At 71.6% G+C, this 25,441-nt stretch carries 13 protein-coding genes; all 13 read left to right on the forward strand.

All coding sequences use genetic code 11. The features are described 5' to 3' along the window. The first annotated feature begins 810 nt into the window (after positions 1-810). The 13 genes from ACSMXW_RS10200 to ACSMXW_RS10260 all read left to right on the forward strand — a co-directional run bounded on the left by ACSMXW_RS10200 (position 811) and on the right by ACSMXW_RS10260 (position 25,311). Entirely contained in the window at positions 811-2,019 is a 1,209-nt protein-coding gene (locus ACSMXW_RS10200; RefSeq protein ID WP_485805407.1) for a hypothetical protein, read from the forward strand. A 249-nt stretch (positions 2,020-2,268) separates the two neighbouring features. Continuing rightward, complete coding sequence (locus ACSMXW_RS10205; RefSeq protein ID WP_485805408.1) at positions 2,269-2,694, forward strand: phage tail protein; 426 nt, start codon at positions 2,269-2,271, stop codon at positions 2,692-2,694. A 103-nt stretch (positions 2,695-2,797) separates the two neighbouring features. Next, positions 2,798-3,541 carry a CIS tube protein gene (locus ACSMXW_RS10210; protein WP_485805410.1) on the forward strand — a complete coding sequence of 248 codons (744 nt, stop codon included), beginning with the start codon at positions 2,798-2,800 and terminating at the stop codon, positions 3,539-3,541. After that, on the forward strand, positions 3,538-5,319 hold the full coding sequence (locus ACSMXW_RS10215) for a VgrG-related protein (protein WP_485805412.1): 1,782 nt from the start codon (positions 3,538-3,540) through the stop codon (positions 5,317-5,319). The genes ACSMXW_RS10210 and ACSMXW_RS10215 overlap by 4 nt, the downstream gene beginning before the upstream one ends. A 30-nt stretch (positions 5,320-5,349) precedes the next feature. Continuing rightward, on the forward strand, positions 5,350-5,664 hold the full coding sequence (locus tag ACSMXW_RS10220; RefSeq protein ID WP_485805414.1) for a PAAR domain-containing protein: 315 nt from the start codon (positions 5,350-5,352) through the stop codon (positions 5,662-5,664). Further along, the gene (locus tag ACSMXW_RS10225; protein WP_485805416.1) at positions 5,661-6,095 is read left to right on the forward strand and encodes a GPW/gp25 family protein; all 435 of its coding nucleotides are present in this window, start codon (positions 5,661-5,663) and stop codon (positions 6,093-6,095) included. Before ACSMXW_RS10220 ends, ACSMXW_RS10225 begins: the two co-directional genes overlap by 4 nt. A 4-nt stretch (positions 6,096-6,099) precedes the next feature. After that, the gene (locus ACSMXW_RS10230; RefSeq protein WP_485805418.1) at positions 6,100-8,055 is read left to right on the forward strand and encodes a putative baseplate assembly protein; all 1,956 of its coding nucleotides are present in this window, start codon (positions 6,100-6,102) and stop codon (positions 8,053-8,055) included. Next, positions 8,052-8,624 (forward strand): phage tail protein, encoded by a 573-nt coding sequence (locus tag ACSMXW_RS10235; protein WP_485805420.1) that lies wholly within the window; start codon positions 8,052-8,054, stop codon positions 8,622-8,624. Before ACSMXW_RS10230 ends, ACSMXW_RS10235 begins: the two co-directional genes overlap by 4 nt. 486 nt (positions 8,625-9,110) lie before the next feature. Next, positions 9,111-9,878: an NADase-type glycan-binding domain-containing protein gene (locus tag ACSMXW_RS10240; RefSeq protein ID WP_485805422.1), complete on the forward strand. Its 768-nt coding sequence runs from the start codon at positions 9,111-9,113 to the stop codon at positions 9,876-9,878. A 259-nt stretch (positions 9,879-10,137) separates the two neighbouring features. After that, the gene (locus tag ACSMXW_RS10245) at positions 10,138-11,397 is read left to right on the forward strand and encodes a sulfotransferase family protein (RefSeq protein ID WP_485805424.1); all 1,260 of its coding nucleotides are present in this window, start codon (positions 10,138-10,140) and stop codon (positions 11,395-11,397) included. Between the two features lie 398 nt (positions 11,398-11,795). Further along, positions 11,796-12,146: a hypothetical protein gene (locus ACSMXW_RS10250; RefSeq protein WP_485805426.1), complete on the forward strand. Its 351-nt coding sequence runs from the start codon at positions 11,796-11,798 to the stop codon at positions 12,144-12,146. Beyond that, complete coding sequence (locus ACSMXW_RS10255; RefSeq protein ID WP_485805428.1) at positions 12,139-13,923, forward strand: WXG100 family type VII secretion target; 1,785 nt, start codon at positions 12,139-12,141, stop codon at positions 13,921-13,923. Before ACSMXW_RS10250 ends, ACSMXW_RS10255 begins: the two co-directional genes overlap by 8 nt. Positions 13,924-15,066: 1,143 nt before the next feature. Then, positions 15,067-25,311, forward strand: a complete 10,245-nt coding sequence (locus ACSMXW_RS10260) for a WXG100-like domain-containing protein (protein WP_485805430.1) — start codon at positions 15,067-15,069, stop codon at positions 25,309-25,311. The last annotated feature ends 130 nt before the right edge of the window (positions 25,312-25,441 follow it).

The following is a 25,441-nucleotide window of genomic DNA, read 5'->3' on the forward strand; positions in this document are numbered from 1 at the left end:
GGAACGAGCACGGGCACAGGCACGGGCACGGGGACTGGGAGGGGCACAGGCGCGGGCACGGGGACTGGGACGGGCACGGGCACGGGCACGGGGACTGGGAGGGGCACGGGCACGGGCACGGGGACTGGGAGGGGCACAGGCGCGGGCACGGGGACTGGGAGGGGCACGGGCGCGGGCACGGGAGCCGGGAACGGATCGGTGCCGGGCGGCGGCCGGCGCGGCGGCACCGGCGCGCCGGGCGCTACCGGCGCCCCGGGGACCCGGCAGGGCGCGGGCGGTGGACCCGCCTCCCGGGTACGGGCCGGCACGCAGGCGCCGGGGACCGCGAAGACCGGGCTCGCGGGCACGCCGGGGACGGCAGACGGCGGGCCGGTGGGCGCACGGCACGCGGGGCAGGCGGACGGCCGTACGCGGCAGGGTGCCCCGGACGGCTCAGGCGCCCCGGGCGGGGTACGGCCGGCCACCGGGCGCGGCGGCCCCGCGTCCGGCCGCACACCGGTACCGGGGGATGTGGCCGCACCGGCGAGCGGGCACGGACCGGCCGCCGTGCGCCCCGTCCTCCCGGCACCGCTCCAGCGGCTCGCCGTGCCCGCGCCCGCCGCGGGCTCCGCGGCGGCCGGCACGGACGCGGAGACCGGCAGGGGCACGGGCACCCGCAGGGGCACGGACACCGGCACCGGCCCGGGAAGCGGGGCCGGGCAGGGAAGCGGGGCCGGGCAGGGAAGCGGGGCCGGGCAGGGAAGCGGGAGTGGACCGGAAAACGGGAGTGGACCGGGAAGCGGCGCCGGTACTGCCGCGGACGGTGCCGCCATGCCGTTCGTCCACGGTGGCTTTCCCCCGCACTCCGACCCCCCGGTCGTCCGCACCCGGGGCCTGCTCGCCGACCGGCCCCTCGCCGTCCGCACGGACGGCCCCGCGGGCTTCTCGGCCACCGCCCCGGCCGGCGCCGGCGCGAACCGGCCGCCCGTGGTGGCTGCCGTCTGGCGCCGGGGCCTCGCCCACCGCGCACCGGCCGACGCGTCCTCGCCCGCCTCGCCCGGCGCTCCGGGAGCCGGGGGAACGGCCGCGGTCCAGCGCCGTACGGACCCGGTCCGCCACCGGCCCGGTCCCGTGCGCGGCGCCGGTGCCGGACCGGCCGCCGGGCTCGCCTCACCGGCCGGCGCGCCCGGGCCCGGCACGACCGGCACGCCCGCCGCTCCCGGCGCAACCGGCACACAAGGCTCCCGCCTCACCACGGTTCGCCCCGCCCGGACGCACGCCACGTCCTCCGCCCCGTACACCGCCCAGTCCCCCGCCGGGACCGGCGCCCTGACGCACGTCCAGCCGGCCACCGCCGGGCCCGCCGCCGGTACTGTCCGCCTCGCCCCCGCCGCACCGGGCTCCGCACCCCTCGGCCATGCCCCGCACGGCGCCCCTGCCCGGACGCCGGGGCGCGCGGGCGGCGACACCGTGCCCGTCGTACGCCCCGCACCCCCGAGGGACCCTGGTCCGGCCACGGCCGCCGGGCCCGTCCAGCGGCTGCCGGTGACCGGCGACGCCCTCGGCGGGTCCGCCGGACTCACCGCGGACGCCCCGTCAGGCGGCGCCCTGCCGGGCCTGCCGGTGCGCACGGGAGGGCGCGCGGGGGGAGGGCGCGGGGACGCGACCACCGCGGGCGGACCGCCCAGCCCGTCTCCCGCGGGCCCCGCCCACCAGGGTGTACAGCGCGCCGCGGGGTCCCGGACCGCCCCGTCGCACGGGGCGGCCGACGCGGCCGCGGCCCGGGCCCTGCAACGGGCCGCGGCAGCCGCCGGGATCTCGGGGGTGCCGCTGACCGCCGTCCAGCGACGCCCGGCGGGCCCGCCGGCCGGCCCGCCGGTCCCGTCGACGGCCACCGGACCGCCGGCTCCGGACCGGCTCACCGGCACCGACCTGGAGGAGTTGGCGCGGCGGCTGCTCGACCCGGTCGGCCGTCTGCTCCGCGCGGAGCTGAGACGCGGCAGAGAGCGAACCGGACGCCCCTACGACCGCCACCGCTGACGACCACCGCACCACCGGCTCACGACCGCCGACCACCGGCCACCGACCACCGGCCACCGACCACCGGCCACCGACCACCGGCCACCGGCCACCGAGCAACCAGCAACCAGCAACCAGCTAGATCACCGAACCACCAGACCACCGAACACCGAAACCCGAACACCGAACCGCACCCACCGGCCCCGGCCGTACCGGCCCGCCCCGGGCGCACCACCCACCGACAGGTGCTGAGCAGAGACGGATCGACGCATGACGGACGGCATCTTCGCGACCAGCGTCTTCTTCAAGCTGGCCATCGGCGGCAACGACCTCGGCGCGTTCCACACCTGCTCGGGCCTGGGCGCCGAGGTGGAGATCGAGCAGTACGCGGAGGGCGGCAACAACGGCTTCGCGTGGCAACTGCCCGGCCGGATCACCTGGTCGAACATCACCCTGACCCGTCCCGTCACCGCCGACACCACGAAGATCGCGCGCTGGCTGGACGAGATCCTGCGCCGGGTGGAGCCGAAGGACGGCGAGATCGTCGCGCTGAAGCCGGACCTGAGCCGGATCGTGAGCTGGCAGGTGCTGGGTGCCGTGCCGGTGCGCTGGCAGGGCCCGTCGTTCGACCCGGCGACGTCCGAGGCGGCCGTCGAGACCCTGGAGATCGCCCACGAGGGCCTGCGCCCGTCCTGACCCGCCCCCACCACACCCCACCGCTCACCTTCCGCCCCACCACCCCACTCACCGCACTCACCGCACTCACCGCACTCACCGCACCCGAGGAGGGAGGAACACCGTGTCCCCCGCGATCCGCACCAGCCGTGCCCGTGCCCAGCTGACCATCATGGAGCCGCCCGCGAAGGTCGGCGCCCGGCCCGGCGGGGCGCTGGCCCGGTTGCAGTTGCAGTTCAACCCGGCGCGGTTGTCGCTGAGCAAGACCACCGAGTGGCGGCGCACCCCGTCGCGGATGGCCGGGCAGTCCGCGCTGCCCGAGTTCGTCGGCAGCGGGCCGCGCTCGCTGTCCCTGGAGGTCTTCCTGGACGCCACCGCCACCCATGACAACTCCGTGGAGAAAGCTGTGGAGCAACTGATGACGGCGTGTGTGCCGACGCCGTCCAGCCTGGCGCGGAAGAAACCGGCGAGCCCGTGGGTGCGGTTCGACTGGGGCACGTCGAAGACGACGTCGTTCGACGGGGTGCTCTCCAGCCTGTCCGTGTCGTACACCCTCTTCGACGTGGACGGCAGGCCGCTGCGGGCCACCTGCGCGCTGTCGATCGAGGAGGCGAGCGTCGACCCGGCGGGGCAGAACCCGACGTCGGGCTCCCGGGAGGCGCGCAGCACCCACCGGGTGGTGGCCGGCGACAGCCTGCCGCTGCTGGCGTGGCGCGCGTACGGGGACGCCACGGCGTGGCGGACCATCGCGGAGGCCAACGGCATCGACGACCCGATGGCGCTCGCCCCCGGCACCGAGCTGGTGGTGCCGGGGCGGGACACGGCGGGCGACGCGGAGCGCGCGGCGGCGGGCGGTGCGGCGCGATGACGACTCCCGAGGCGCGGGGCGGCCGGTCGTTCGCGGCGGACCCGGTGGTGGAGGCGCCGGGCGAGGTGCCGCCCGTCTGGGCCGCGCAGTTGGTGAGCTGTGTGGTGGACGAGAGCACGGGGCTGCCCGACGCGGCGGTGCTGACGTACCGGGACGGGGACCACGAGTTCCTCCAGGAGACCGGGATCACCCTCGGCACCCCGCTGACGGTCTCCGTCGTGACGGTGCAGGGCAACGCCCGTGAGCGGCTGTTCACCGGCGAGGTGACGGCGCTGGAGCTGGACAGCGACAGCACGGGGGCGTTCACGGTGGTGCGGGCGATGGCGAAGACGCACCGGCTGATGCGCGGCCGCAAGGTGGTGGCGTTCCGGAACATGACCACGGCCGCCGTGGTGCGGAAGGTCGTCACCGGCGCGGGGCTCGCCTGCGGGCGCGTCCAGGCGCCCGGTGTGACGCACGAGCAGCTGTCCCAGCCGAACGTCTCGGACTGGGAGTTCCTCCAGTACCTGGCGGAGGAGAGCGGCGCGCAGGTGACGGTGGACGACAAGGGGACGGTGGAGTTCCTGCGGCCGCGGCCCGCCGCGGGGGCCCCGGCGCCCTCGACGCCCGCCACGCAGAACCCGCTGGTGCTGGAGCACGGCCGCAACCTGCTGGCCCTGCGTGCCGCGCTGACCGGCGCCGACGGGGCGGACAGCGTGGAGGTGCGGGGCTGGGACGTCACCACCAAGCGCGCGCTGGTCTCCCGTGAGCCGTCGGTGCGCAGCAGCACGGTCGTGCCCGGGCTCAGCCCGTCGGCGGCGGCGCGGGTGTTCGGCGCGAACACCCGGCTGACGGTCGCCGACACCCCGTACCGCACCCAGGCCCGGGCCGTGGCCGCCGCCGGCTCGCTGGCCGCGTCGGTGAGCGCCGGTTTCGCCGAGGTGGAGGCGGTCGCGGAGGGCAATCCGAAGCTGCGCGCGGGGGTGCCGGTGGCGCTGGGCAACGTCGGCGCCCAGTTCTCGGGGCGGTACACGGCCACCGCCGTCCACCATGTGCTGGAGCCGCACGGCGGCTACCGGACCACGGTGGTGGTGAGCGCCGCGCAGGACCGTTCCCTGGCGGGCCTGGTGACGGGCGGGAACGCGCCGTCGCGCGGGATGCGGATGCCGGGGCTCGCGATCGGCGTCGTCACCGATGTGCGGGAGCCGGGGGGCGCGGAGCGCGGCTGGGTGCGGCTGCGGTTCCCCTGGCTCTCCGACGACTACGTCACCGGCTGGGTGCGCTCGGTCCAGTGGGGCGGGCACGGCGGCGGCGGGGTGTTCGGGCCGGAGGTCAACGACGAGGTGCTGGTCGGCTTCGAGCAGGGCTCGCTGGACAGTCCCTATGTGCTGGGCGGCCTCTACAACGGCGTCGACAGGCCCTCGCCGCACGATGTGCCGCTGGTGGACGGCACCAGCGGGAAGCTCAACCGCCGCTCGCTGGTGTCCCGCTCGGGGCACCGCCTGGAGTTGCTGGACGCGCGCGGCGGCCCTTCCGGGGTCCGGCTCGCCAGCGACGACAAGCGCCTGGAGGTGCTCCTGGACGCGCAGCGGAACCGGATCGACCTGACGGTGCACGGTCCCGGCGGCCGGCGGCCACTCGGCTCGGTGTCCCTGTCACCGAGCGGGATCACGCTCGACGCGGGCACCGGCACGGTGGACATCCGCGGCCGGTCGGTGACCGTGCACGGCACCGCGGACGTCACCGTCCAGGCCGCCCTGGAGGCCGTGCTCAAGGCCGGGATCGTCCGGATCAACTGACGGCGCCCCACTCAACCGAGGAGAACCACGATGCCCCCCGCAGCCCGCACCGGCGACGCCACCGCCCACGGCGGCACCATCGGCACCCCGCCGCCGGGTGCCGCCGTCCCGGTGGCCTCCGTGCTGATCGGCGGCCGGCCCGCCGCGGTCACCGGCAGCCTGCACGTCTGCCCCCTGCACGCCCCGCTGGGCCCCGCGAACGTGCTCCTGCCCGACCCGGTGGCGGCCGCCACCGGACAGGTCCTGATCGGCGGCCTGCCCGCGGCCAAGGTGCGGGACAGGACGGCGTGCGGCGCGCTGGTCGTGGCGGGCGCCGTGAACGTGCTCATCGGGGGGCCTGCGTGAGCGAGCGGTTCATCGGACGCGGCTGGGGCTTCCCGCTGCGGGTCGGGCCCACCGGCGGCATCGCGATGGTGGAGCGCGAGAAGGAGATCGAGGAGGCGATCCGGCTGGTGCTGGGCACGGCGCCCGGAGAGCGCCCGATGCGTCCCGAGTTCGGCTGCGGCATCCACGACTACGTCTTCGCGCCCGGCGACGGCGCCACCGCGGGCCGGATCGCGTACGAGGTGCGGGTGGCCCTGGAGCGCTGGGAGCCGCGGATCGAGGTCACGGACGTGGTCGTCGCCTTCGACACCGTCGACGAGGGCGTCCTCTACATCGACGTGCGCTACACGGTGCGCTCCACCAACGACCGCCGCAATCTGGTCTTCCCCTTCTACACCATCCCCGAGGGCCCCGGGGGCGGGGCCGCGGGGCGGCCGGACGAGGAGGTGTGAGGCGATGGCCCTGCCCTCCCCCAACCTGGACGACCGGCGCTTCCAGCAGCTCGTGGACGAGGCGAAGCGGTACGTGCAGCAGCGTGCGCCGGAGTGGACCGACCACAACGTCTCCGACCCCGGGGTCACCCTGATCGAGACGTTCGCGTACCTGGTCGACCAACTGCTGTACCGGCTGAACCGGGTGCCGGAGAAGAACTACACGGCCTTCCTCGACCTGCTCGGCATCCGGCTCTTCCCGCCCGCCGCGGCCCGTGCGGAGGTGGACTTCTGGCTCTCCGCGCCGCAGCCCGGGACGGTGCTGCTGCGGGCCGGCACGGAGGTCGCCACGCCACGCGGCGACACCGAGCAGGAGGTGGTGTTCGCCACGGCAGACGACCTGGCGATCGTGCCCGGTTCGCTGCACCGCGTGGTGACGGTGCCGGTGTCGGGCGAGCCGTCCGACCGGACGTCGGAGCTGGCGGCGGGTGTCGACGTGCGGTGCTTCCAGGCGCGGCCCGAGGTGGGCGACGCGATGCTGTTCGGGCTGCCGTCCGCGGTGCCGCGGTGCATCGTCGCGGTGCGCCTGGACAGCCGGGTGGAGGGCGTGGGCGTCGACCCGCGGCAGCCGCCGCTGGCGTGGGAGGTGTGGGACGGCGCGCGGTGGGTGGGCTGCGAGACGGGCGCCGACACCACCGGCGGCCTCAACCGCCCCGGTGAGGTGATGGTGTACGTGCCGGCCGGGCACACCGCGTCGGTGGTGGCGGGGGTGCGCGCGGGCTGGTTGCGCTGCCGGGTCACCGCGCCGGAGCCCGGCCAGCCGTTCTACTCGGAGTCGCCGACGATCCGGGAGGCGGAGGTCTTCACCGTCGGCGGCACCGCCACCGCCGAGCACGCCGAGACGGTGCACGACGTGCCGCTCGGCACCTCGGAGGGGGTGGCGGGGCAGCGGTTCACGCTGCCCAGGCCGCCGGTGCTGCTGGACGGCGAGCCGCCGGTGGCTGAGGTGTCCACCGCCGACGGCTGGGAGACCTGGACGTCCGTCGAGCACTTCGGCGACTCCTCGCCCACCGACCGGCATGTGCTGGTCGACGCCACCACGGGCGAGTTCGCGTTCCCGCCCGCGGTCCGCGAGCCGGACGGCTCGGTCCGCACCTACGGGGCGGTGCCCGCGAAGGGCGCCCGGATCAGGGTGCCGCGCTACCGCACCGGCGGCGGCACCGCGGGCAACGTGGCCCGCGGCGCCATCTCGGTGCTGCGCAGCTCGGTGCCGTACGTGGCGCGGGTGGAGAACCGGGAGGCGGCGCGCGGCGGCGTGGACGGCGAGACGGTGGCGGAGGCGAAGGTGCGCGCGCCGAACGTGCTGCGGCTCCAGGAGCGTGCGGTCACCGCGGCCGACTACGAGCTGATCGCGCGGCAGGCCGCGCCGTCGGTGGCCCGGGTGCGGTGCCTGCCGGCCGCCCGGGACGAGGCGGGCGCGGTGCGGGTGCTGGTGGTGCCCGACGCGGTCGCCGACGAGGGCGACCGGCTCCGCTTCGAGCAGCTGATCCCCGCCGAGCAGACCCTGGCGGCGATCGCCGGGCGGCTCGACGAGCGGCGGCTGCTCGGCACCCGGCTGGTGGTGGAGCCGCCCGCGTACCAGGGCGTGACGGTGGTGGCCCGGCTGGTGGCCGCGGCGGACGACGCCGACCGGGTCCGCGAGGCGGCGCTCGCGGCGCTGTACCGGCACCTCAACCCGCTGGTCGGCGGCGACGACGGCACGGGGTGGCCGTTCGGCAGGCCGGTGCAGTACGGGGAGGTGTTCGCGGTGCTCCAGCGGGTGCCGCGGGCGGGCCTGGTGGAGGAGGTCAGGCTCTTCCCGGCGGATCCGGTCACCGGGCGGCGCGGGGCGCCCGTCGAGCGGGTGCCGGTCGCGCCGAACGCGCTGGTCTTCTCGTACCAGCACCAGATCGCCGTCACCGCGTCCGGGGGCCCGTCATGAGCCGGGCGGCGGTGCCGGGGCTGCCCAGCCGGTACCCGATCGGCGCGCAACTGCCGGCGCTGTACGCGGACGACGATCTGGCGCAGCGGTTCACCGCCGGGCTCGACACGGTGCTCGCTCCGGTGCTCGCCACGCTGGACAACCTGTCCGCGTACTTCGACCCGCGGCTCGCGCCCGAGGACTTCGTCGACTGGCTGGCGTCCTGGGTGGGCATCGGGCTCGACGGCGCGTGGCCCGGGGAGCTGCGCCGGGGCGTCGTCGCACGGGCGGTGCAACTGCACCGCCGGCGCGGCACCCACCGGGGCCTGGCCGAGCTGCTGTCGCTCTGCCTCGGGGTCGGGTCCGAGATCGTGGACGGCGGCGGCGCCCTCTGGTCCACCACGCCCGGCGCCGCGCTGCCCCCGGCGCCCTCCGGCGAACTGCTCGTCCGGGTCTGGCCGGAGCGCCCGACGACCGGGCCCGCGCCGGACGAGGCCCGGGTGCGCGCCGTCGTGGCCGCATCCTGCCCGGTCCACCTCACCTGCCGGGTGGAGATCCTCACCGCCCCGCCCGCCGACGGAGGGAACTGAACCATGCGCGCGTGTCCGGTCTGCGGCTCCGCCAACGGCGAGAGCGACGACTTCTGCGGGAACTGCGGGTCTTATCTGGGGTGGTCGGAGGGGAGTTCGGGGGACGGGGGCGACGGGTCCGGAGCGGGTGCGCCCGGTGCGGGTGCGCCCGGTGCGGGTGCGCCCGGTGCGGGTGCGCCCGGTGCGGGTGCGCCCGGTGCGGGTGCGGGTGCCGGGTCCGGTACGGGCGCGGGCGGTTCGGGTTCCGGTGCGGTTGGTTCCCGCACGGGTGCCGGTGCCGGCGCACCCGGTTCCGGTGTGAGCGCTGGTTCCGGTGTGGGCGCCCGTTCCGGTGCCGGTGCGCCGGCGGAGTGGAGTGTTCAGCCCACCCAGGCGTCCGCCCCCGCTCCTTCGCCCGCATCCACACAACCCTCCACGCCTCCGAGTGCCCCGCCGCCCGCCGGCCCCGCCGCCCCGCAACCCTCCGCCCCCGAGCCCGTCGGCCCCGTGCAACCCGCGAAGCCGGTGGCCGCGCGGCCCGTGGTGCGGCCGTCCGTGGTCAGCGAGCCGGACGGCGGGGTGCCGTGCCCGTCGTGCGGGACGCTCAACCAGCCGGGCCGCAGGTTCTGCCGGCGCTGCGCGGCCCGCCTGGACGCGCCGAAGACGGTGGCGGCGCTGCCGTGGTGGCGCACCCGGTGGCCGTTCAGGCGCCGGGTGCGGATCGGCGGCTCGGGGCGGTGGCTCCGCCGGATCCTGGCGCTGCTGGTGGTGGCCGCGCTCGTGGTCGCCGGCTTCCTGCTGCTCCCGGTGGGCCGCACGGCCCTGGAGGACGTCCGGGACAAGCTCGGCGACGCCTCGCCCATCAGCCCGTCGAAGGTCACCGCGAGCGCCGCGGTGCCGGGCCACCCGGCGACCGCCGCCACGGACGGCCTCACCAACCGCTACTGGGGCGCGCCCGCGCCGGGCGCCTCCGTGACGTTCACCTTCCAGCGGCCGTTCCGGCTGGTGGACCTGGTGGTGCGCACCGGGCCGTCGGCGGAGCCGGGGGACTTCCGGCGCGAGGCCCGCCCCACCCGGGTCGAGCTGGAGGTGACCTCGGAGGACGGCACGGTGCACACCGAGCAGGTGGCGCTGGGCGACAGGCCGGGCCCGCAGACCGTCACCACCGGGATCAGCGACGTGGTGCGCGTGCGCCTGGTGCTGCGCGAGGCCGCCGGGCTCTCCTCGGGACGCCATCTCGCGCTGGGCGAGGTCGAGTTCTTCCGCAGGAGCTGACCGGGACGGCCGGGCCGGCCGACCCGCGGGCCGGGTTTCGCCGCGGGTTAGCCGACCTTAAGAATCATGCGGGAGCGTGTGCCCCACCCGATGGCGGAGGCATCCCCCCTGCTCGCACACGGTGCAGGCCAGGCCCTGCCGGCAATGCGGGTGCACGGCCGCACCGCGGCCGCTTCCGACGTGCACATCCGGACCCGCCTGCCGCCATCCCTCGATGCACGCCAGTCGCGCCCAGTGGTGCGAGGAACGGAGACAACGGGTGGACACCGTACACATTGAGGATCTCGCGGAGCCGCAGTTCTCCGCCGAGGTCAAGGAGATCTTCGGCGCGATGGCGACCATGGCGCCGTCCGTGGCCTTCGAGCCGGACGTCCTGATGGAGGCGGCCACCACACAGACCAACCTGGACGACTTCGGCGACCCCGGCTTCCAGGAGCCGCTGCGGGTGCTGTGCGACGCGCTGGAGAACGAGGCGGGGCTGAGCGCGTCGGGCCGCACCGCGCAGTTCTTCCAGATGGTGGAGCTGCTGAAGAACCGGCTGCGCATCGAGGACCTGGTGGCCCAGCACCCGGAGATCACCGAGATCCCGATCGAGGCGCCGATCGTGATCACCGGCCTGTTCCGGACCGGCTCCACCCACCTGCACAACGTCCTCTCGGCCGACCCGGCGCTGCGCGAGCTGCAGCTCTGGGAGGCCAACGAGCCCGTGCCGGCACCGGGCGAGGCCCGGGACGACCCGGCGCCGCGGATCGCGCGCACCACCAGCACGCTGGAGCTGATGCACAGCGCGATGCCGCACTTCAAGCGGATGCTGGACTTCACGCCCACGTACGCGCACGAGGAACTGAACGTGCTGGCGATGCAGTTCGCGTCGATGCACTTCGAGACCCAGGTGATGGTGCCCTCGTACCGCGACTGGTACCTCTCCCACGACCAGACCCCGGCCTACGCCTACCTCAAGCGGGCCATGCAGGTGATGACATTCCTGCGCGGCGAGAAGGCCGGCCGGCGGTGGATCCTCAAGTGCCCGCAGCATCTGGAGCAGCTCCGCCCGCTGATGAACGTCTTCCCGGACGCGCGCGTGGTGTTCACGCACCGCGACCCGGCCGCCGTCACCGCCTCCATGGCGACGATGGTGTGCTACGCGCTGCGGATGAGCACCGCCCAGCCGGACCCGGCCGCGGTCGGCAAGTACTGGGCCGAGCGGCTCGGGAACCTGCTGGACGGCCTGATGCGCGACCGTGAGCTGGTGCCCGCCGAGCACTCGCTCGACGTGCGCTTCCACGAGTTCATGGCGGACGAGGCGGGGACGGTGCGGCGCATCTACGAGATGACCGGGCAGCCGTACACGCCCCAGGCGCGTGCGGCGGTGGAGGAGTATCTGGCGACTCATCGCCGGGGGCGGAACGGGCGCGTCGATTACCGGCTCGCCGATCTGGGTCTGGACGCGCAGGAGCGGCGGGCCGCCTTCGCCCCGTATGTTTCCCGCTTCGGGCTTCGGGACGAGCCGGTGCGGTGACCTGATCTCACCTGTCAGTGGGTCCGGGCGGCCGAAACAGCGCCTTCGGGCGGGTGGCGAGCTGCGGCGTCGCCGTGGCTGGCCGCTCCCCCACTGCCGCAAGGGCGTGGGAGGCGGCCCCCAGGTCACAGGGCCAAGCCCCCACGGGGGCGCTTCGCGCCGCCCGGTCCCACCCAGCACCCCGAGCCTCGCCCGAGCCGATCGCGCCGACGATCGGCTGAACCTCGCCCGCGTGGGATGGGTAAGCACCGCCACGGGCCCGCCCGTGATTCACCAACGCGTGCATGACGCAGTCCTGAACAGATTCCTAACAGACAATCACGTGTTCGCTTTACGCGTTTTGCGCCACCCCTCTTCTCGCATGATGACTGGGAGGCTGAGGATATTGAGGAGACTCGGTGGCTGATCTGCAGGTCGACGTGGCGCGTTTGGAGCAGCTAAGCGCGGGATTCCGCACCGTCGCGTCGGAGATGGCTGAGACTACCGATCGGTTCGCCATGCGATGCGGTGGTATCGGGGAAGCGTACGGCACCCTGCCACAAGCACGGGACGCCGCACAGCAGTACCTGGCCGTGGTCGACTCGATGAGGGACGTTCTGACGTCACGGACGACCGAACGGAGATCCGACTCGGAGCACCTCGATACCGCGGGCCAGCGCTACCGGGCCCTTCAGATGGACGCGTTGGCGGCCATCGGACGATCGGCGACGGGAGGAATCGCCGGTGCCCCGGGACTGACGCATGGATGACGCGGAGCGGCTGCTGGACAGGGTCGGGCTCCCCTATCCCGCCGGCGAGCCGGCGGTGCTGCGTGCACACGCGGAGAGCTGGCGGGAGCTGGCGGACTACCTGCGGGAACACCAGGACCAGCTCGGCACGCTGCTGACGCAGTCGCAGGGGGACTGGCAGGGTGAGGACGCGGCCGCGTTCCGCCAGCATGTCGTGGCCCTCATGGAGGGTTCCGGGCAGACCGTGGAGCTGGCCGACCAGCTCGCGAGCGAGCAGAACAAACACGCTGATCGGCATGAACAGGTCCTCAAGGTTCTCAAGGAACTGGCGATCGAGATTGCCGTGACCCTCGCCTTCATCGCCGTGGCGACCTTCTTCCCCTCTTTGCTGGCCGCGGCCAGGGCCTATCTGGCGCTGCTGGTCGGCACGGCGGGGCGGTTGATCGGACTGCTGGCAGAGATCCTGGAGGGTCTGGTGGGGTTCCTCGTCCGGGCACGCCAGGCGATCGAGGGCTTCAGCCGGCTCGCCATTCGAACCGAGAGATTCAGTTTGGGCTATGGCCGCGTGCTGACCGAAGGGGCGAAGGACTTCGCCGTCGACCTGGCGGCAAGCGCCACCTCGACGGCGGTCCAGGGCAAACCGATCGATGCAGGCAAGCTCTTCACGGGCGCGGCGATCAGCGCCGGCACAGGGGGGCTGTTCGGCGGCCTGGAGGGAAGCGGGGTGAAGAAGGCGCTCGATGGCGCGGGAGCGGTCCGTCAGGGCGCTGATGGCAAACCGGTCTTCGTCTCGTTCTCCGACCAGGCCAGGAAGGCCGTGAACTCACTGGGCCGATCGACGTCCGCTGCCGCGAACCGCGCGCCGAGGGCGCAGGCTGCGCCGGGTGCCGACCCGTGGGACGAGTTCGCTGACGCCGCGAGTCATGCCCGTTCGCTGGGTGTCGATGGGAGCGCCGCGCAAAGGAGACGTCTGGACGACGATCTGGCCGGTGCGGAGGCCCGGTATCGCCAGGAGCGGGAGAGCCAGCCTGATGCGTCCTATCTGAGGAGCGCCGAGGGGCGGGTGCGCAGCACGGAGGACGATGTCCGGGCAGCCGCGAAACGGTTCGAAGACGCCGAGCTGGCGCTCAGGACACGGCGAACCCTGAGCGACGTGTACCGGGCGAGCGGGCACCCCGACTGGATCCGGGACGCGGCGCGGGAGCTCTCCTTGGCGGAGGCGGCGTACTCGGCCAGGCGGCAGGAGCTCGCAGGCAGGCAGGCGGTACATGAGCAGGCCCGGCAGGAGCTGGCTGTCAGGCAACACAAGTCGCGGGAGAGTGCGGCCGAAGTGGCGCGGGCAGCCGACGAGTACCGGGCGGCCGCGGACCGCGTCGAGGCCGCGCAGAGGCTGTCCACGGCTGCCGATCGGGTTCGGTCCGAGACGGACTTCGGCCAGCGCCTCACGCGCACCTGGGCGGACAACGAGTGGCGCGGCGCTTTCGGAAAGCCGAGAGCTTGGCGTGAGTACGTTTTCTACGATGGCGTCAAGGACTTCCTCAAGGGTGTCACAAGTAGCGCGGTGCAGGGCGGGGTCAATGCGGCCCAAGGCACGATAAGCGCTGGCGATATCTGGAAAGAGGCACTGCTCGGCGGAGCCGGTGGTGGGCTTCGGGGCATACTGAACGGCAGATTCAACAACGTGGCCTTCCCGAGCGGCGGTTTCGAAGAGATCATGTGGAAGGCCGGCATCAAAGGCATGGACAAGTTCGTCCGTGATCAAATGAAGCCGCTCATCGAACCGGCGTCGGCTTCATAGGGGTTCGACGGCGCCGTTTCACCGCGGCGCGAGGCGCTCCGTGCGGCCCCGCCTGCGCCGCGGACTCGCCGCTCGGGCCCAACCGTGATCGCGTTGCGCGCTCAGGGCGGGCCCCGGCCGGGCGATCAGGAACAGCACACCGAGAGGCCGAGCGCCGTCGTTCACCACCCGGGGTGAGCAGCCCCGCGGTCCGGGCGGCAGGTCCTGCCTTCATGCGGCCGGTGGAGCAGCAGCCGGCGGGGTCCGGACGGACGTCCGGACCCCGCCGGCTTCCAACCCTCGCGATGAACAAAGTCTGGTCCATCTATGGTCGTGGCGGATCAAGGAGGGTAGCGTTTCCTCGCGGTTAAGGATCAGTGAACTCGTTCACCGATCTCCGCTCCCCTTCGGGCCCGAACGTGCGACTTGTCCCTTATAGCCACATTGGACGCGTCGTCGATACTCTGAGGAGGCGTGGAAGATCCCATGAGCAGGCATCGCAGCGAGAGCATACCGCCTGAGCCAGACGGCATACCGCGCTCTCGACCACCCTTCCCTCGGACCGATCCGCTGCGGTCTCACCGACGGCCGGCACACGACAGAGGACCGGCGCAGCTGTCTGCGTCCTCGCCCCTCGGCGGCGTCCCTCCCATCTTGTTCGGCGACGAGCATCACAGCCCGAGATGGCCCACAACCGGCATCCCATCGCCATTTTGATCCGATGAGGATACTTTTGCCGATTGCGCATCAGTCCGCGTCGGCTTGAGGGCGGCCCGGGCAGGCCCCGGCGGCACACAGCCCGCAGAGCCTTCTTCCGAAGGGGCGGGCTCGACGTCCAGCACATGACTGGGTGGCGGAACATCCAGCCACGAGAAGCGGAACCTTTCGACGGAACAAGACCCTCATCATCTGCCGGTTCGCCGGAGCAGCGGCGGAAGAGGAGTGCTGAAGAAATTGGCTGGAGAAGGCGAGAGCCTCTACTGCTTGCATTCGGGTGGGTCACGACGGGTGGAGGTCGACGCCCTCCGGGCCCACGGCGCCCGGGCGACTTGGGCGCGGCGACTCGTCAACTGTCGCCTGAACACCGAGGTCCGGGCAGTGGGCAGCCGGCAGGACGACCGGGGCGCCATCAGCGACAGCCGTTGCCGCAGGCAGTGATCGAGCATGGCCCTCGAATTCCCTGAGCCCCTGCGCAAACTGTTCGTGGTGCTGATCGGCGACGCGCCTCCGCAGGCGAACGAGGACCAAGCCAGGCTGAGTGCTGGGGTATTCAGAAAACTGGCTGATGCGCTGCAAACATTGTCGGACATGATCGATGAAGCGATCATGTCCGTTGGTCGAGCACTCCCCCGGAGGGTCGCCGATAACTTCGTCAAAGGCATGCGCCCCTTTGTGAACGATAACGGTGACAACCATCTGGTGCAGTTCGCAGAGCAATCCCATGGGATCGCCGACAGCCGCGACCAGATGGCCATGCACATTCTTGAGTCGAAATGGCAGATCATCGCCGAACTCATCAGTCTCGTGATTGAACTGATAGTCCTCGCGGCGATGAGCTTCTTCTCCGGGGGTGCCACAGCGGGGGAGATGGCCGCCGCACGCGCCAAGTCCCGGGCCCGCATTCTGATCATCCTGGACGTCCTGGCCAAGCGGTTCCACCTGATGCCGAGCCTGAGTGAGGGGCTGGAGGAGGCCTTCCTCACGTTCGCGGTGCGGCTGGCCATGATGGTCGGCGCGCCTGCCGGCCTGCGCCCCAAGGGTTTCGACTGGGTACAGATCGTCCAGGACGGTGTGACCGGAGGCTTGGCCGGACTCTTCACGGCCGGCAGCGGAAGCGTGGCGAACTTCGTCAAGAAGTGGTTCCGGAAGGGTGCTCCCACCCCGTCCGACCCGTTCCCGGAGAAGTTCGGGCCGGATCTCCCCGCGCCGGACGGCGTCAACGGCCGTCGGGGCGCCGACGCCGACGTCCTCACGGGTTCGGCGCGCGCCGACAGCGTGGGCGGCAGGCCCGACCGCGTTGCGGACACGGCCGGTTCGACCTCCAGGATCCGGAATTCCGTGGGCGGCATCGGCACGGGAGCCCAGGAGACGCTGGGCTCCGCCTTCGGCGAGACCCTGGCCATGACGCTCGGTGGCGGCCTCTTCGGCGACGGATGGACGTGGGACTGGTCGAACCTCCGCGGCTCGGCTCTGAGCAATGCCAGCACCGGTGTCCTGGCCGGTGGGGCGATCGGCCTCGGACAGGGCATCCGCAATGTCGTCGACCGGCCCGGAACCATGACTGGTACCGGGTACGCCGGCGGCCCCGAGTCCGATGGTGCGGGAGAAGCCCAGTCCGAGCCGCGCACCGGCAGTGGCATCGGCACCGGCACCGGCACCGGCACCGGCAGTCCAGATCAGGACACGCGCACCGCGCCGCCGGACACCCCCTTCTCGAACAGCGGCCCCACTGACGTCAGTCCACCGCAGGCCGGCGGAGTCCCCTCCTCGGGGAACGCCGGAGCCGGCGTTCCACCGGTCACCACGTCGAGCGTGGACGGGCACCTCTACGAGACGCCTCCCGCGGACACCACCACGAACAGCGCGGAATCCGGTTCCAGTACGGGTCCTGCCGCGGTGCCCCAGGGGGCTCCCGGTCCGCACGACACGGCCAGCGGAGGGTTCGGTGTGAGCCCGGCCGCCGGTACGCCGCCGAACTCCCACGCGGTGGACACGGCGCCGGGGACGACGACCGGCACCGGCACCGGCACCGGCAGCCACACGGGCACGGAGTTCGCCGGCCGGAACGAGACGCGTACCGTCAGCGAGCCGGACAGCGGCAGCCTGACACCACCACCGGACAACACGACCGGCACGGGCACGGGCACCGGCACCCCTGCCCACACCAGCACCGACGCCTCCACCAGCACTTCCACCGACGTGCCTGCCCCGCCGCAGTCCGGCATGACGCCTGACCCGCACAGCCACGTCGGCCCCGCCGCCACGGGCACCGCGCTCGGCCCGGGGACGGCCGGCACAGGTGCCGCCGGAACGGCGGGCACCCACACATCGGCAGGAGCGGTGTCGCACGCCGACGGCGGAGTACCCGTCCAACGAACGGATTCGGGTACGGCTTCCGCCGCCGGCACCGAGGACATGCACCCAGGCGGACCTCCGCTGGAGCACAGCGGCGGGGCGGAAGGACACTCGGATCTGCCGTCCACGCAGCCGGAAGGCCGCCCGGACGCACCACGCGACCCGGTGTTCTCCGCCACGGTCGAGGAGAGCGGTCACCACACCCAGAGCGGTCCTGTGCAGTTCCTGGAGACCAGGCCCACCCCGGCCTCGCCCGGTGCCGCGGCGGGCAGTACCGCAGCGGCACCGTCGTCCACCGCACCGGCGGGCAGCCCTGCCGGTGCGAGCACCACAGCGAAAGGCAACGGCCGGCTGGAGAACCCCACGGCCCCGGACGAAACGCACCACGGCCAGGACGCAGGTCCCGGTCGTGGCGCAGAGGTCGAGACTGCCGGTGCTCCGCAGGAGACGGACAGCGCGTCCGCCACCACCGCGGGCGGCACGGACGCCCCCTCCCGCACGGGCGGTCCGGATCCCATCCGGCCACAGGTGCCCACCGTTTCGCCGAACCCCACCGAGGTTCGGAGTGAGGACGACGCGGACTCCACCGTGGTGGGCGACGTGGCGCCGTCCGTCTCGGATGACGCCCACACGGCCGTGGAATCGGTGCAGAGCGGCAAGACCGGCCCCGGTGCCCGCGACGGGAAGAAAACCGTTCCAGGGCCGTTGCGTCGGCCAGCGGACATCAAGGCGTGGCTGGCGGGAGTGCACTCCGCAGCCGCTGCGCAGAAAGCCGCCCTCTTTGGCCCCGGCGCCGGCTTGTTCTCCGACGTCCAGGCGTTCCCCATGGTGGCCGACTCGGCAAGGACGGCACCCCGGACGGGCGTGGACGGCGAGTCACAGCCGAGTACTCCGGCCTCCGAGGGGACGTCTCGGTCCGCTGATGACTCCTTCTCGGACGACGGCTTCCGCTCAGACGATGGCTCCTCGCCCGACGACGACCCGTACCGCTCCTTCTGGGACGACACCACCACCGACAACAACTCCACCCCCGACCACGACCCCTACCGCTCCTTCTGGGACGACACCACCACCGACAACAACTCCACCCCCGACCACGACCCCTACCGCTCCTTCTGGGACGACACCACCACCGACACCGACACCACCCCCGACCACGACCCCTACCGCTCCTTCTGGGACGACACCACCACCGACACCGACACCACCCCCGACCACGACCCCTACCGCTCCTTCTGGGACGACACCACCACCGACACCGACACCTACCTCTCCTCCACGGACGACGACCCCTACCAATCCTTCGTGGATGACGACCCGTACCACGCCTTCGTGGACGACGACCCCTACCACGCCTTCCTGGACGACGACCCCTACCACGCCTTCCTGGACGACGACCCCTACCACGCCTTCCTGGACGACGACCCCTACCACGCCTTCCTGGACGACGGCTCCCCCCACTCCCCCTCGGACGTCGACCCCGAGTCGGGCATCGACACCGAACCGGATGCGGGAGAACGAATCGATTCGGTGTCCGCTGTCGTCCAGAACGGGAAGGGCCGGACGGGGGACCCGGCTGACGGCACCCAGGACGTTCCCCCGGCACCCGATTCCTCCTTGGCGGACGATGCTTTCTCCGCGCTCAAGCCAGACCGTGAACAGGCCGAGGAAGCCCGGGAGGAATCCGGCACCGGCGAAGAAGCAGGGGCAACGCGATTCCGGAGCAGCGTCGATCCAGCCGAGAGGGATCCATGGGACTCGGCGTCCGAAGAAGCCGGAACGCCCGGGAAGACGGTCGATTCCCGCGCCGGTGCGAAGGACTCCGCGGACACCGGACAGCTGCCGCCGAATCCAGGGGGGAATGGCGGACCACCGTCGGCACTGGTGGTCGGTGACCCCATCGACGCCGATCCGATGATCAGGTCCATCGGGGTGCCCAAAGACGCCAGGCTGCCCTACGTCGACGAAGTGATAGGCGAGTTGCGCCGCATGGTCCAGGAGTCCGGAGCAACCGTGCCGGATGCCAGGTGGAAGCAGCTACCGAAAGAACTGTCCGACAACTACCGGTACATGGTGTCAGGCGTTGGCCGGGGCGGCGGCTTGATGCTGCACCTGGGCAACGTCGAGGCGCTCATCGAGCTCGACCCGCAGGATCCGCGCTCGGTCCGCCACCCGTCCGGGCCGCGCGAAAGCTCCCTCGCACAGGGATCCGCATCCGCGGAGAAGGCGAAGCTCAAGACCCCGGCGAACGCCGGCCGGCCGGAGTCCGAAGGGCCCGAACCGGCCGGTCTCGTTCCGGAGCGCCCCGCAGGGTCAGAGGGCTTCCGGGCTACCGGGACCATCAATGGTGCGTACTCGACGGGAGGGATCTCCCACAGCCATTCGGGCCCGACCAGCGCGACAAGAGTCGGCGCCTCGGGGGGATTCGGTGTCTTCGGCGGTGGACCAGTGGATGTCCTCAAGGTAACCGCCGGCGTCTCCGCCACGATCAACGCGTCCCAACGGGGGACCAACACGGTCGGGGATGCCGAGGGCGGTCATGTCGAGGACAACAGGGTCGATTCGACGGTGATCGCCTACCGTCCCGTCTGGTCGCTGCGGACCCGCACGGAAGCGAAACAGCGCTGGGATTCGATCGAACCGACCACCGTCCAACCGCCGGGGGACGAACGGCTTCTGCTGTACGTGCCCGACCACTACCTCGAGAAGGCGGGGCCGCAGATCACCGCCACGGGAACCGATTCCTTCTCCGAGCGCATGCCCCGGACCTTCTTCGCATCGGGGCTCACCGGCCTTCCCGCCCTCTTCGACGACATCGCCGCCACCCTGCGCCAGCAGGGCGTCAAGCTGCGGATCGGTGATCCAGCACGCGATGAACTGCTGCGGAAGCTGTCGAATCTCGACACGCAGCTGGACAGGTCGGTGAACGACCCACGCGGATATCCGTTCACCCTCCACGATGAGAACGGCGACGCGATAGCCACTGTGGAACTCCACGCGGCGCAGGGGAGGGACGCGATCCGCGTCGGTTCGACGAGCAAGGTCGCCCATGTGGAGAACGTCAGAACGGGAATCGACGGCACCGGTGGAAGGCATACGGTCAGCGGTTCCACCACGCTCTCGGTGGGAGCGGACCTCGGCCTGGTCCCGCCGTCGTTCCTGCACCGTGCGCCAGGGCTGGGCGTCTCGGCTTCACTCGCGGCGACCCGGGAGAAGTCCTACGGGATCAGCGCCGGTCGCACCGGCCTCAACGTGATGGTGGAGCGGACCGCCGAGTACACCAATGCCTACGACGAGAAGTACTACGTCAGCTCCGCCGTCGCGGTCAGGGGAGGAAAACCGGTCACCACGCCTCTGAGGTCCGTAGAGGCGCTCGTGAGGATGTCGGAGAAGGACGCGTTCAAGCGCGGCAAGCCCGTGGACAAGGAAGCGCTCCGCGGAACCCCCGTCACCCAGAACGAGGCGCTGACGCGGAACACGGTCCCTGACGACGCGGAGGGGCCGCCCGACGAGGAGGTCACCTTGATTCCGGGCGACCCGGAATCAGCGGGCAAGCCCCCCGCGCCACCCGTGATCGAGGACATCACCAAGGACGCGGGCACCTCCTCGGCGACGCCGGCTTCCGAACCCACGGTCGTCGTCCACGAGGGGCCGAACGGGAGCACCGTGGAGTACGCGCCCGACCTGCTGCGCGGGACGGGCCGCAGGCCGGGCGACCCCGAGCATGTGGACGTCCCGCCGCACGTCGCCAAGGGCCGCGGCATCGGCATGGGACTCGTCGAGGTCGACGAGGAGACCGCTCGCACGCTCTACGACAGGGTGCGATCGGAGTTGCAGCGCCTCGGCTTCCTGCCGAAGGACATCCACGCACCACTGGCCGATGACCGCTGGTACTCACACGGCAACACGACCGACGCCATGAACGCCAACCTCGAAACACTGGAGAAGTACTTCAGTGCCCGTGGACTGGAGGCGCACTTCGACCAGATCCACCAGGACGGTCTGGTGGTCGTCATGCGTCTGCCCAAGGGTGCGGCGGGCTTCGACGTCGACGTGGACACAGTGAAGATCACCGTCAGGGCCACCGGTTCCACGACCAGGAAGCCGGAGTTCCTTGGCTCGACAGGAGATCGTCACACCGTCAAGCTCAATATGGGCATGGACACCGCCGGCCAGTCCAGCGGAAGCCTCAAGAAGATCGCGCTCAGCCTCCGTCCCAGAATTCTCTTCAAGTATCTGAAGAACGCAGTCGGCGGCGTCGAGCTGATGAAGCAGATCGGCGTCACGGAGGACGTCTCCTATCTGAACAACCGGCCTGAGTTGCTTGAGTATCCGGGAGACGTCAACAAGCACCGGCTGTTCAGCGACTACACGGTCACGATGGAGCTCCAGCACAGTGGCGTGCGGGGGAAGATCCGCAAGGGGATCCGCAACCCGCCTCCGATCGAACTGCCGGACCAGGCAGCGGTGGCCCATTTGCTGCCCCTCGGAGACGTCAGCCAACCCGGGGTGACCAGTCTTGACCGGACGCCGGCGTCCGTGCTCGACCGGGCCGTCATGTACTACGTCGACGCCACCGGCCTCCACGGGGCGGCAACCACGAAGCTCGGGAAGCTGACCGGCCCGCAGGGCGACGCGGACCAGGAACTCCACTCACTCACCGGCAACATTCAGGTGATGGCGCACTTCAAGGAGATGGCCAACGGTCAGCTGAGCACGGACCAGCTGTTCAGCTCCGGGCTGCTCAGGGACACGTTCGGCATGGTCGACCTGCGGGCCGAGCTGGGGCGCGCCGAGTTCGCGGGGGCCACGACCGACAAGTTCGTCAACGGCATCATCAAGCTCGGCCTGCTCCAGACCAACACCACCGACAGCACGGCGAAGGGACTGCGGTGGCTGCAGGGGGACCTCGCCGTGGGCGGTCCGACGGGGTCCGGCACCGGCCCCGCCTGGACGGCGCAGGGGGGAATGGACGCGAGCCGCACATGGCAGCGCAACTCCTCTGTCAGCGAAGGGCGTACGGCCGGAAAGGAACTCATCCAGCTCGACTTCAACCGTGGGTACGCCTTCCGCACAACGGCCGACTTCATCGTCACCAACCGTCTGGAGAAGCACGGCAAACTGGTGCGACAGGCCCACGAGGCGGAAAGGACCGAGGTGAAGGGGCGTACGGTCCTCTTTCTCCTGTCCGAGCCCGAGGCGCTCGCGGAGTACGGAAAGGGCAGTCTCCCGATCTCCGACCAGCAGCTCATCGACGTGATGAACCGCTGGAGGAGGGGTGAGACCAGGCTCAGCGGCAATACCGTGGCCGCCGTGCTGTCCCGGTGGGCCAAGGACACCGGGACACTGCCGGATGACCTGGCCGGGACCCTGGACGAGGACCGCGCCTCACTCGCGGAGAAGCTCGCCGTCCTCCACAGGAACGGCGGCCTTACCATCCTGGACGACCAGATCAGGGACACGTTCAACGAGCGGTTCGGCGCGGGACTCCACAACCCGGCAGCTCGCTTCGACGACATCACGCTCCCCGAGTACCTGACCCGTGAGGATGGCGCCAGGACACTGGGCCACAGCGGCATCCACAGCATCTCCTACGAGGGCGGCAAGAAGGCGTTCGACATCGCGCGCGAGCAGGTCGACAAGGCGGCGCCGGGACTGCTGTCGTCGAGCCCCGAGGTGTGGACCAAGGACGGGCGCAAACTCGGGCGGCTGCAAGGCGGGACGGATTCGCTGCAGGCTCTGCTGGCCGACGGCCGCGAGGCTGCGCTGTGGGATGAGTTCCTCTCGCCCCATGGACTGGCGGTCTATCTTGTCAATCCGGGCGACTGGGCCGGCGCCGACATGGTGGAGATCAAACTGTCCGCGGTCCTCGAAGGCGCCCCCGAGGTACACGACTTCCGGCCCGAAACCGGTATCGAGGTCTACGGGCACGGCTACGCCGGGTCATCGCAGGGCACCTCTTTCGACGGCTCCCAGTCCTTCACGCCCCTGAAGTTCACCGCGGGAGAAACCAACACCTCCCACAGCGTGGGCCTGGGTACCGCGGAAGGGCACCACAAGGGGGTGAAGCGCTCGGAGAACGCCGTCACCGAGCAGACCGTCTACGACTGGAACGGCCACTATCTGGCCCGGTTCAAGCACACGTTCACGGTCGAGGTCCGGCGGCTGGACCTGGCCGGCCAACCGATCAACAACTGGCTGACGGGCCTTTACAGAGCCAAGGACGTACACCGCTCAGAAGTCAGCAAAGCCAGTGTGCCCGGTCACCTCGACCTGATGGTCCCGCGGGGCCTGGCCGAGTTCAAGCCACAGTTCGGACCGGCGCTGCCCCGGCAGCTCCGGCCCCTGGGTGAACTGCCGTCCGACTCCTTCGTTGACGGCGCTCTCCTGGACGATGCGCTTCCGGCCGCGATGAAACTCATGAGGAAGCTGTTCGGCGACCAGGCCGACGGGGACAGAACGCACACGAGCATGACGATCCGGCAGCTCATGGGACGCACGCACATGACCAACCACCTGGCGGAAGCGTCGGGGGGTAAACGCTATCTGATGACCGAATCCCTGCATGTGCCAGGCCACCCGTCCAAGAGGGCCAGGTTGTACATGCGCGGCGACCTGTTCGCGCTCGAAGTGCTCGGCCCGGTCAAGGGCACCGGATCGGGCCGTTACACCAAGCAGCAGAGCGGAACGACGATCAACCAGGGAACCGACCACTGGCGCCCGACGATCAACGAGAGCAGCTCCGGCTCAGGAGACCGGGGTGACGGCAGCGCCGCGTTCTCGCGTGCCACCGACAGTGGGGTCGGGGTCGCCGGAACGGAGAACTACCGGCGAGAACAACACGTCAAACAGCAGGGGCCGATGTACCTCGTCCGGCTGCGCGGCCGCTACCGGTTGGAAGCCGAGGAGTACACACGCAACCTCCTGTTTCCGGACACGTACAAGAAGGACCCCGTCCGCAGCGATCCCTTCACCGGAGATGTGTACGTGCAGGTGTTCCAGGCCGAGCTCGACGATCTGCTCCGCCGACTCGACCGGACGGATCACACGGCCGCCCGGGGAGACCTGGGCTGGCTGGACCTTGAGGATGCTCCGCGGTTCGACCTCGCCGCGCTGCTGAAGGACGCCACCGAGGACCGTGGGATCAGCGCGGCACGGGTGCACGAGGCACTGGCCCGCCGCATCAGGGCCCAGCTGGACACGGGAAACGACGCGGCAGTCCTCACCCTGCGAACGTCCGACCTCGACGCGCACACCTACGAGACCGCTCTCACCTGGGCAGTCGACACCATGCGTACGGACCTGGCTGCCGCGAGGCAGACCGACCCGACACTGGCCGCGCCCGCGGAACTCACCCACTATGAGGGGATACTCCGGGGCCTTTCGTCCGATCCGGATTCCGTCCACCCCGCCGATCAGGCCATCAGCGACATTCCCGCGGCAGTCAACAGGGTCCGTGACCGGCTCATGAGCGGCACACCGGTGCCGCCCGCGCAGCTCCCCGCGGCCCTCTCCTTCCACGCACTCTCCTGGGAGCACCTGCTCCGCGACATCGCGCACGAGCTGGAGGCACACGTGCGGCTGGACGTCGTCGACGCGCAGGGCGGGACCCGTAGCCACTGGGCGCAGCCTTCAGGCCATGTCCACGCCTTCGCACCACTCGACCACGACGCCCCCGGCAGGCATGGCCTCACCGCCCGGGACGCCGAGGACGCCGGCTTGATCGATCCGCATCTGCGGCGCACGGCCGAGGAGCTCGGAATCGACGAGCAGGAACTGGGGAGGATCTACCGAGCCTCCTGGGAGCAAGGACGGACCTTCGCCGAGATGCTGGCCCGGGAAGTGGAGAACCGGCCGGGTCACGCGCCCGAGAACGGTTCCAGGCGGCCCCCCGCGCACCGTGCGTCCCCGGCACTCCCCGTTCCTCCGGCGAGCGGGCCACCCGTGAACGACGCCGAACTCCTGCTCCAGAAGTTCCGGGAGGTCGCCCCGCCCACCGATGACATCGTCCGGAAAACCCCGCCCACGAGCCCGCTTCACCCGGCGAACGGTTTCTCAACCGCCATGTCCGTCGCCCGGACCGGCAAGGCCACGTCTCGCCGACCAGCACAGTCGCATGGTGCGGCAGCGGGGACGCGCCACCGTACACCGCCGTCGGAAGCCGGACATGAGGGCGGCCCGGCAGAGGTCTCCGGACAGACCGACTCAGCCGAGACACCGGTGCCGAGCCCGTCGAGTGGCGGCGGAGGCACTCCAGGGAACAACCAGCCTCCGCCGAGGCAGTCGGATGGAGACCATGCGTTCGCCGTCCTCACGAACACCGCAGGCAAGTAAGTCCCTTCTCCTTGTCGTTCGGTCATGGTGACGGGGGCCGGTGGTTCCACCGGCCGTAGGCCGGCAGCCGGAGCGACAAGGGGCGCCACCCGCTCCGGCACGCCCCGACGACCCCCGGTAGGGCACACAG

This window comes from Streptomyces sp. DSM 116793, from assembly GCF_057320905.1.

What these genes read in the sequence shown, in the direction of transcription:
- ACSMXW_RS10200 (WP_485805407.1), top strand. Translation starts at nt 811, where the DNA reads ATGCCGTTCGTCCACGGTGGCTTTCCCCCGCACTCCGACCCCCCGGTC.
- ACSMXW_RS10205 (WP_485805408.1), top strand. Translation starts at nt 2,269, where the DNA reads ATGACGGACGGCATCTTCGCGACCAGCGTCTTCTTCAAGCTGGCCATC.
- ACSMXW_RS10215 (WP_485805412.1), top strand. Translation starts at nt 3,538, where the DNA reads ATGACGACTCCCGAGGCGCGGGGCGGCCGGTCGTTCGCGGCGGACCCG.
- ACSMXW_RS10220 (WP_485805414.1), top strand. Translation starts at nt 5,350, where the DNA reads ATGCCCCCCGCAGCCCGCACCGGCGACGCCACCGCCCACGGCGGCACC.
- ACSMXW_RS10230 (WP_485805418.1), top strand. Translation starts at nt 6,100, where the DNA reads ATGGCCCTGCCCTCCCCCAACCTGGACGACCGGCGCTTCCAGCAGCTC.
- ACSMXW_RS10235 (WP_485805420.1), top strand. Translation starts at nt 8,052, where the DNA reads ATGAGCCGGGCGGCGGTGCCGGGGCTGCCCAGCCGGTACCCGATCGGC.
- ACSMXW_RS10255 (WP_485805428.1), top strand. Translation starts at nt 12,139, where the DNA reads ATGGATGACGCGGAGCGGCTGCTGGACAGGGTCGGGCTCCCCTATCCC.
- ACSMXW_RS10260 (WP_485805430.1), top strand. Translation starts at nt 15,067, where the DNA reads ATGGCCCTCGAATTCCCTGAGCCCCTGCGCAAACTGTTCGTGGTGCTG.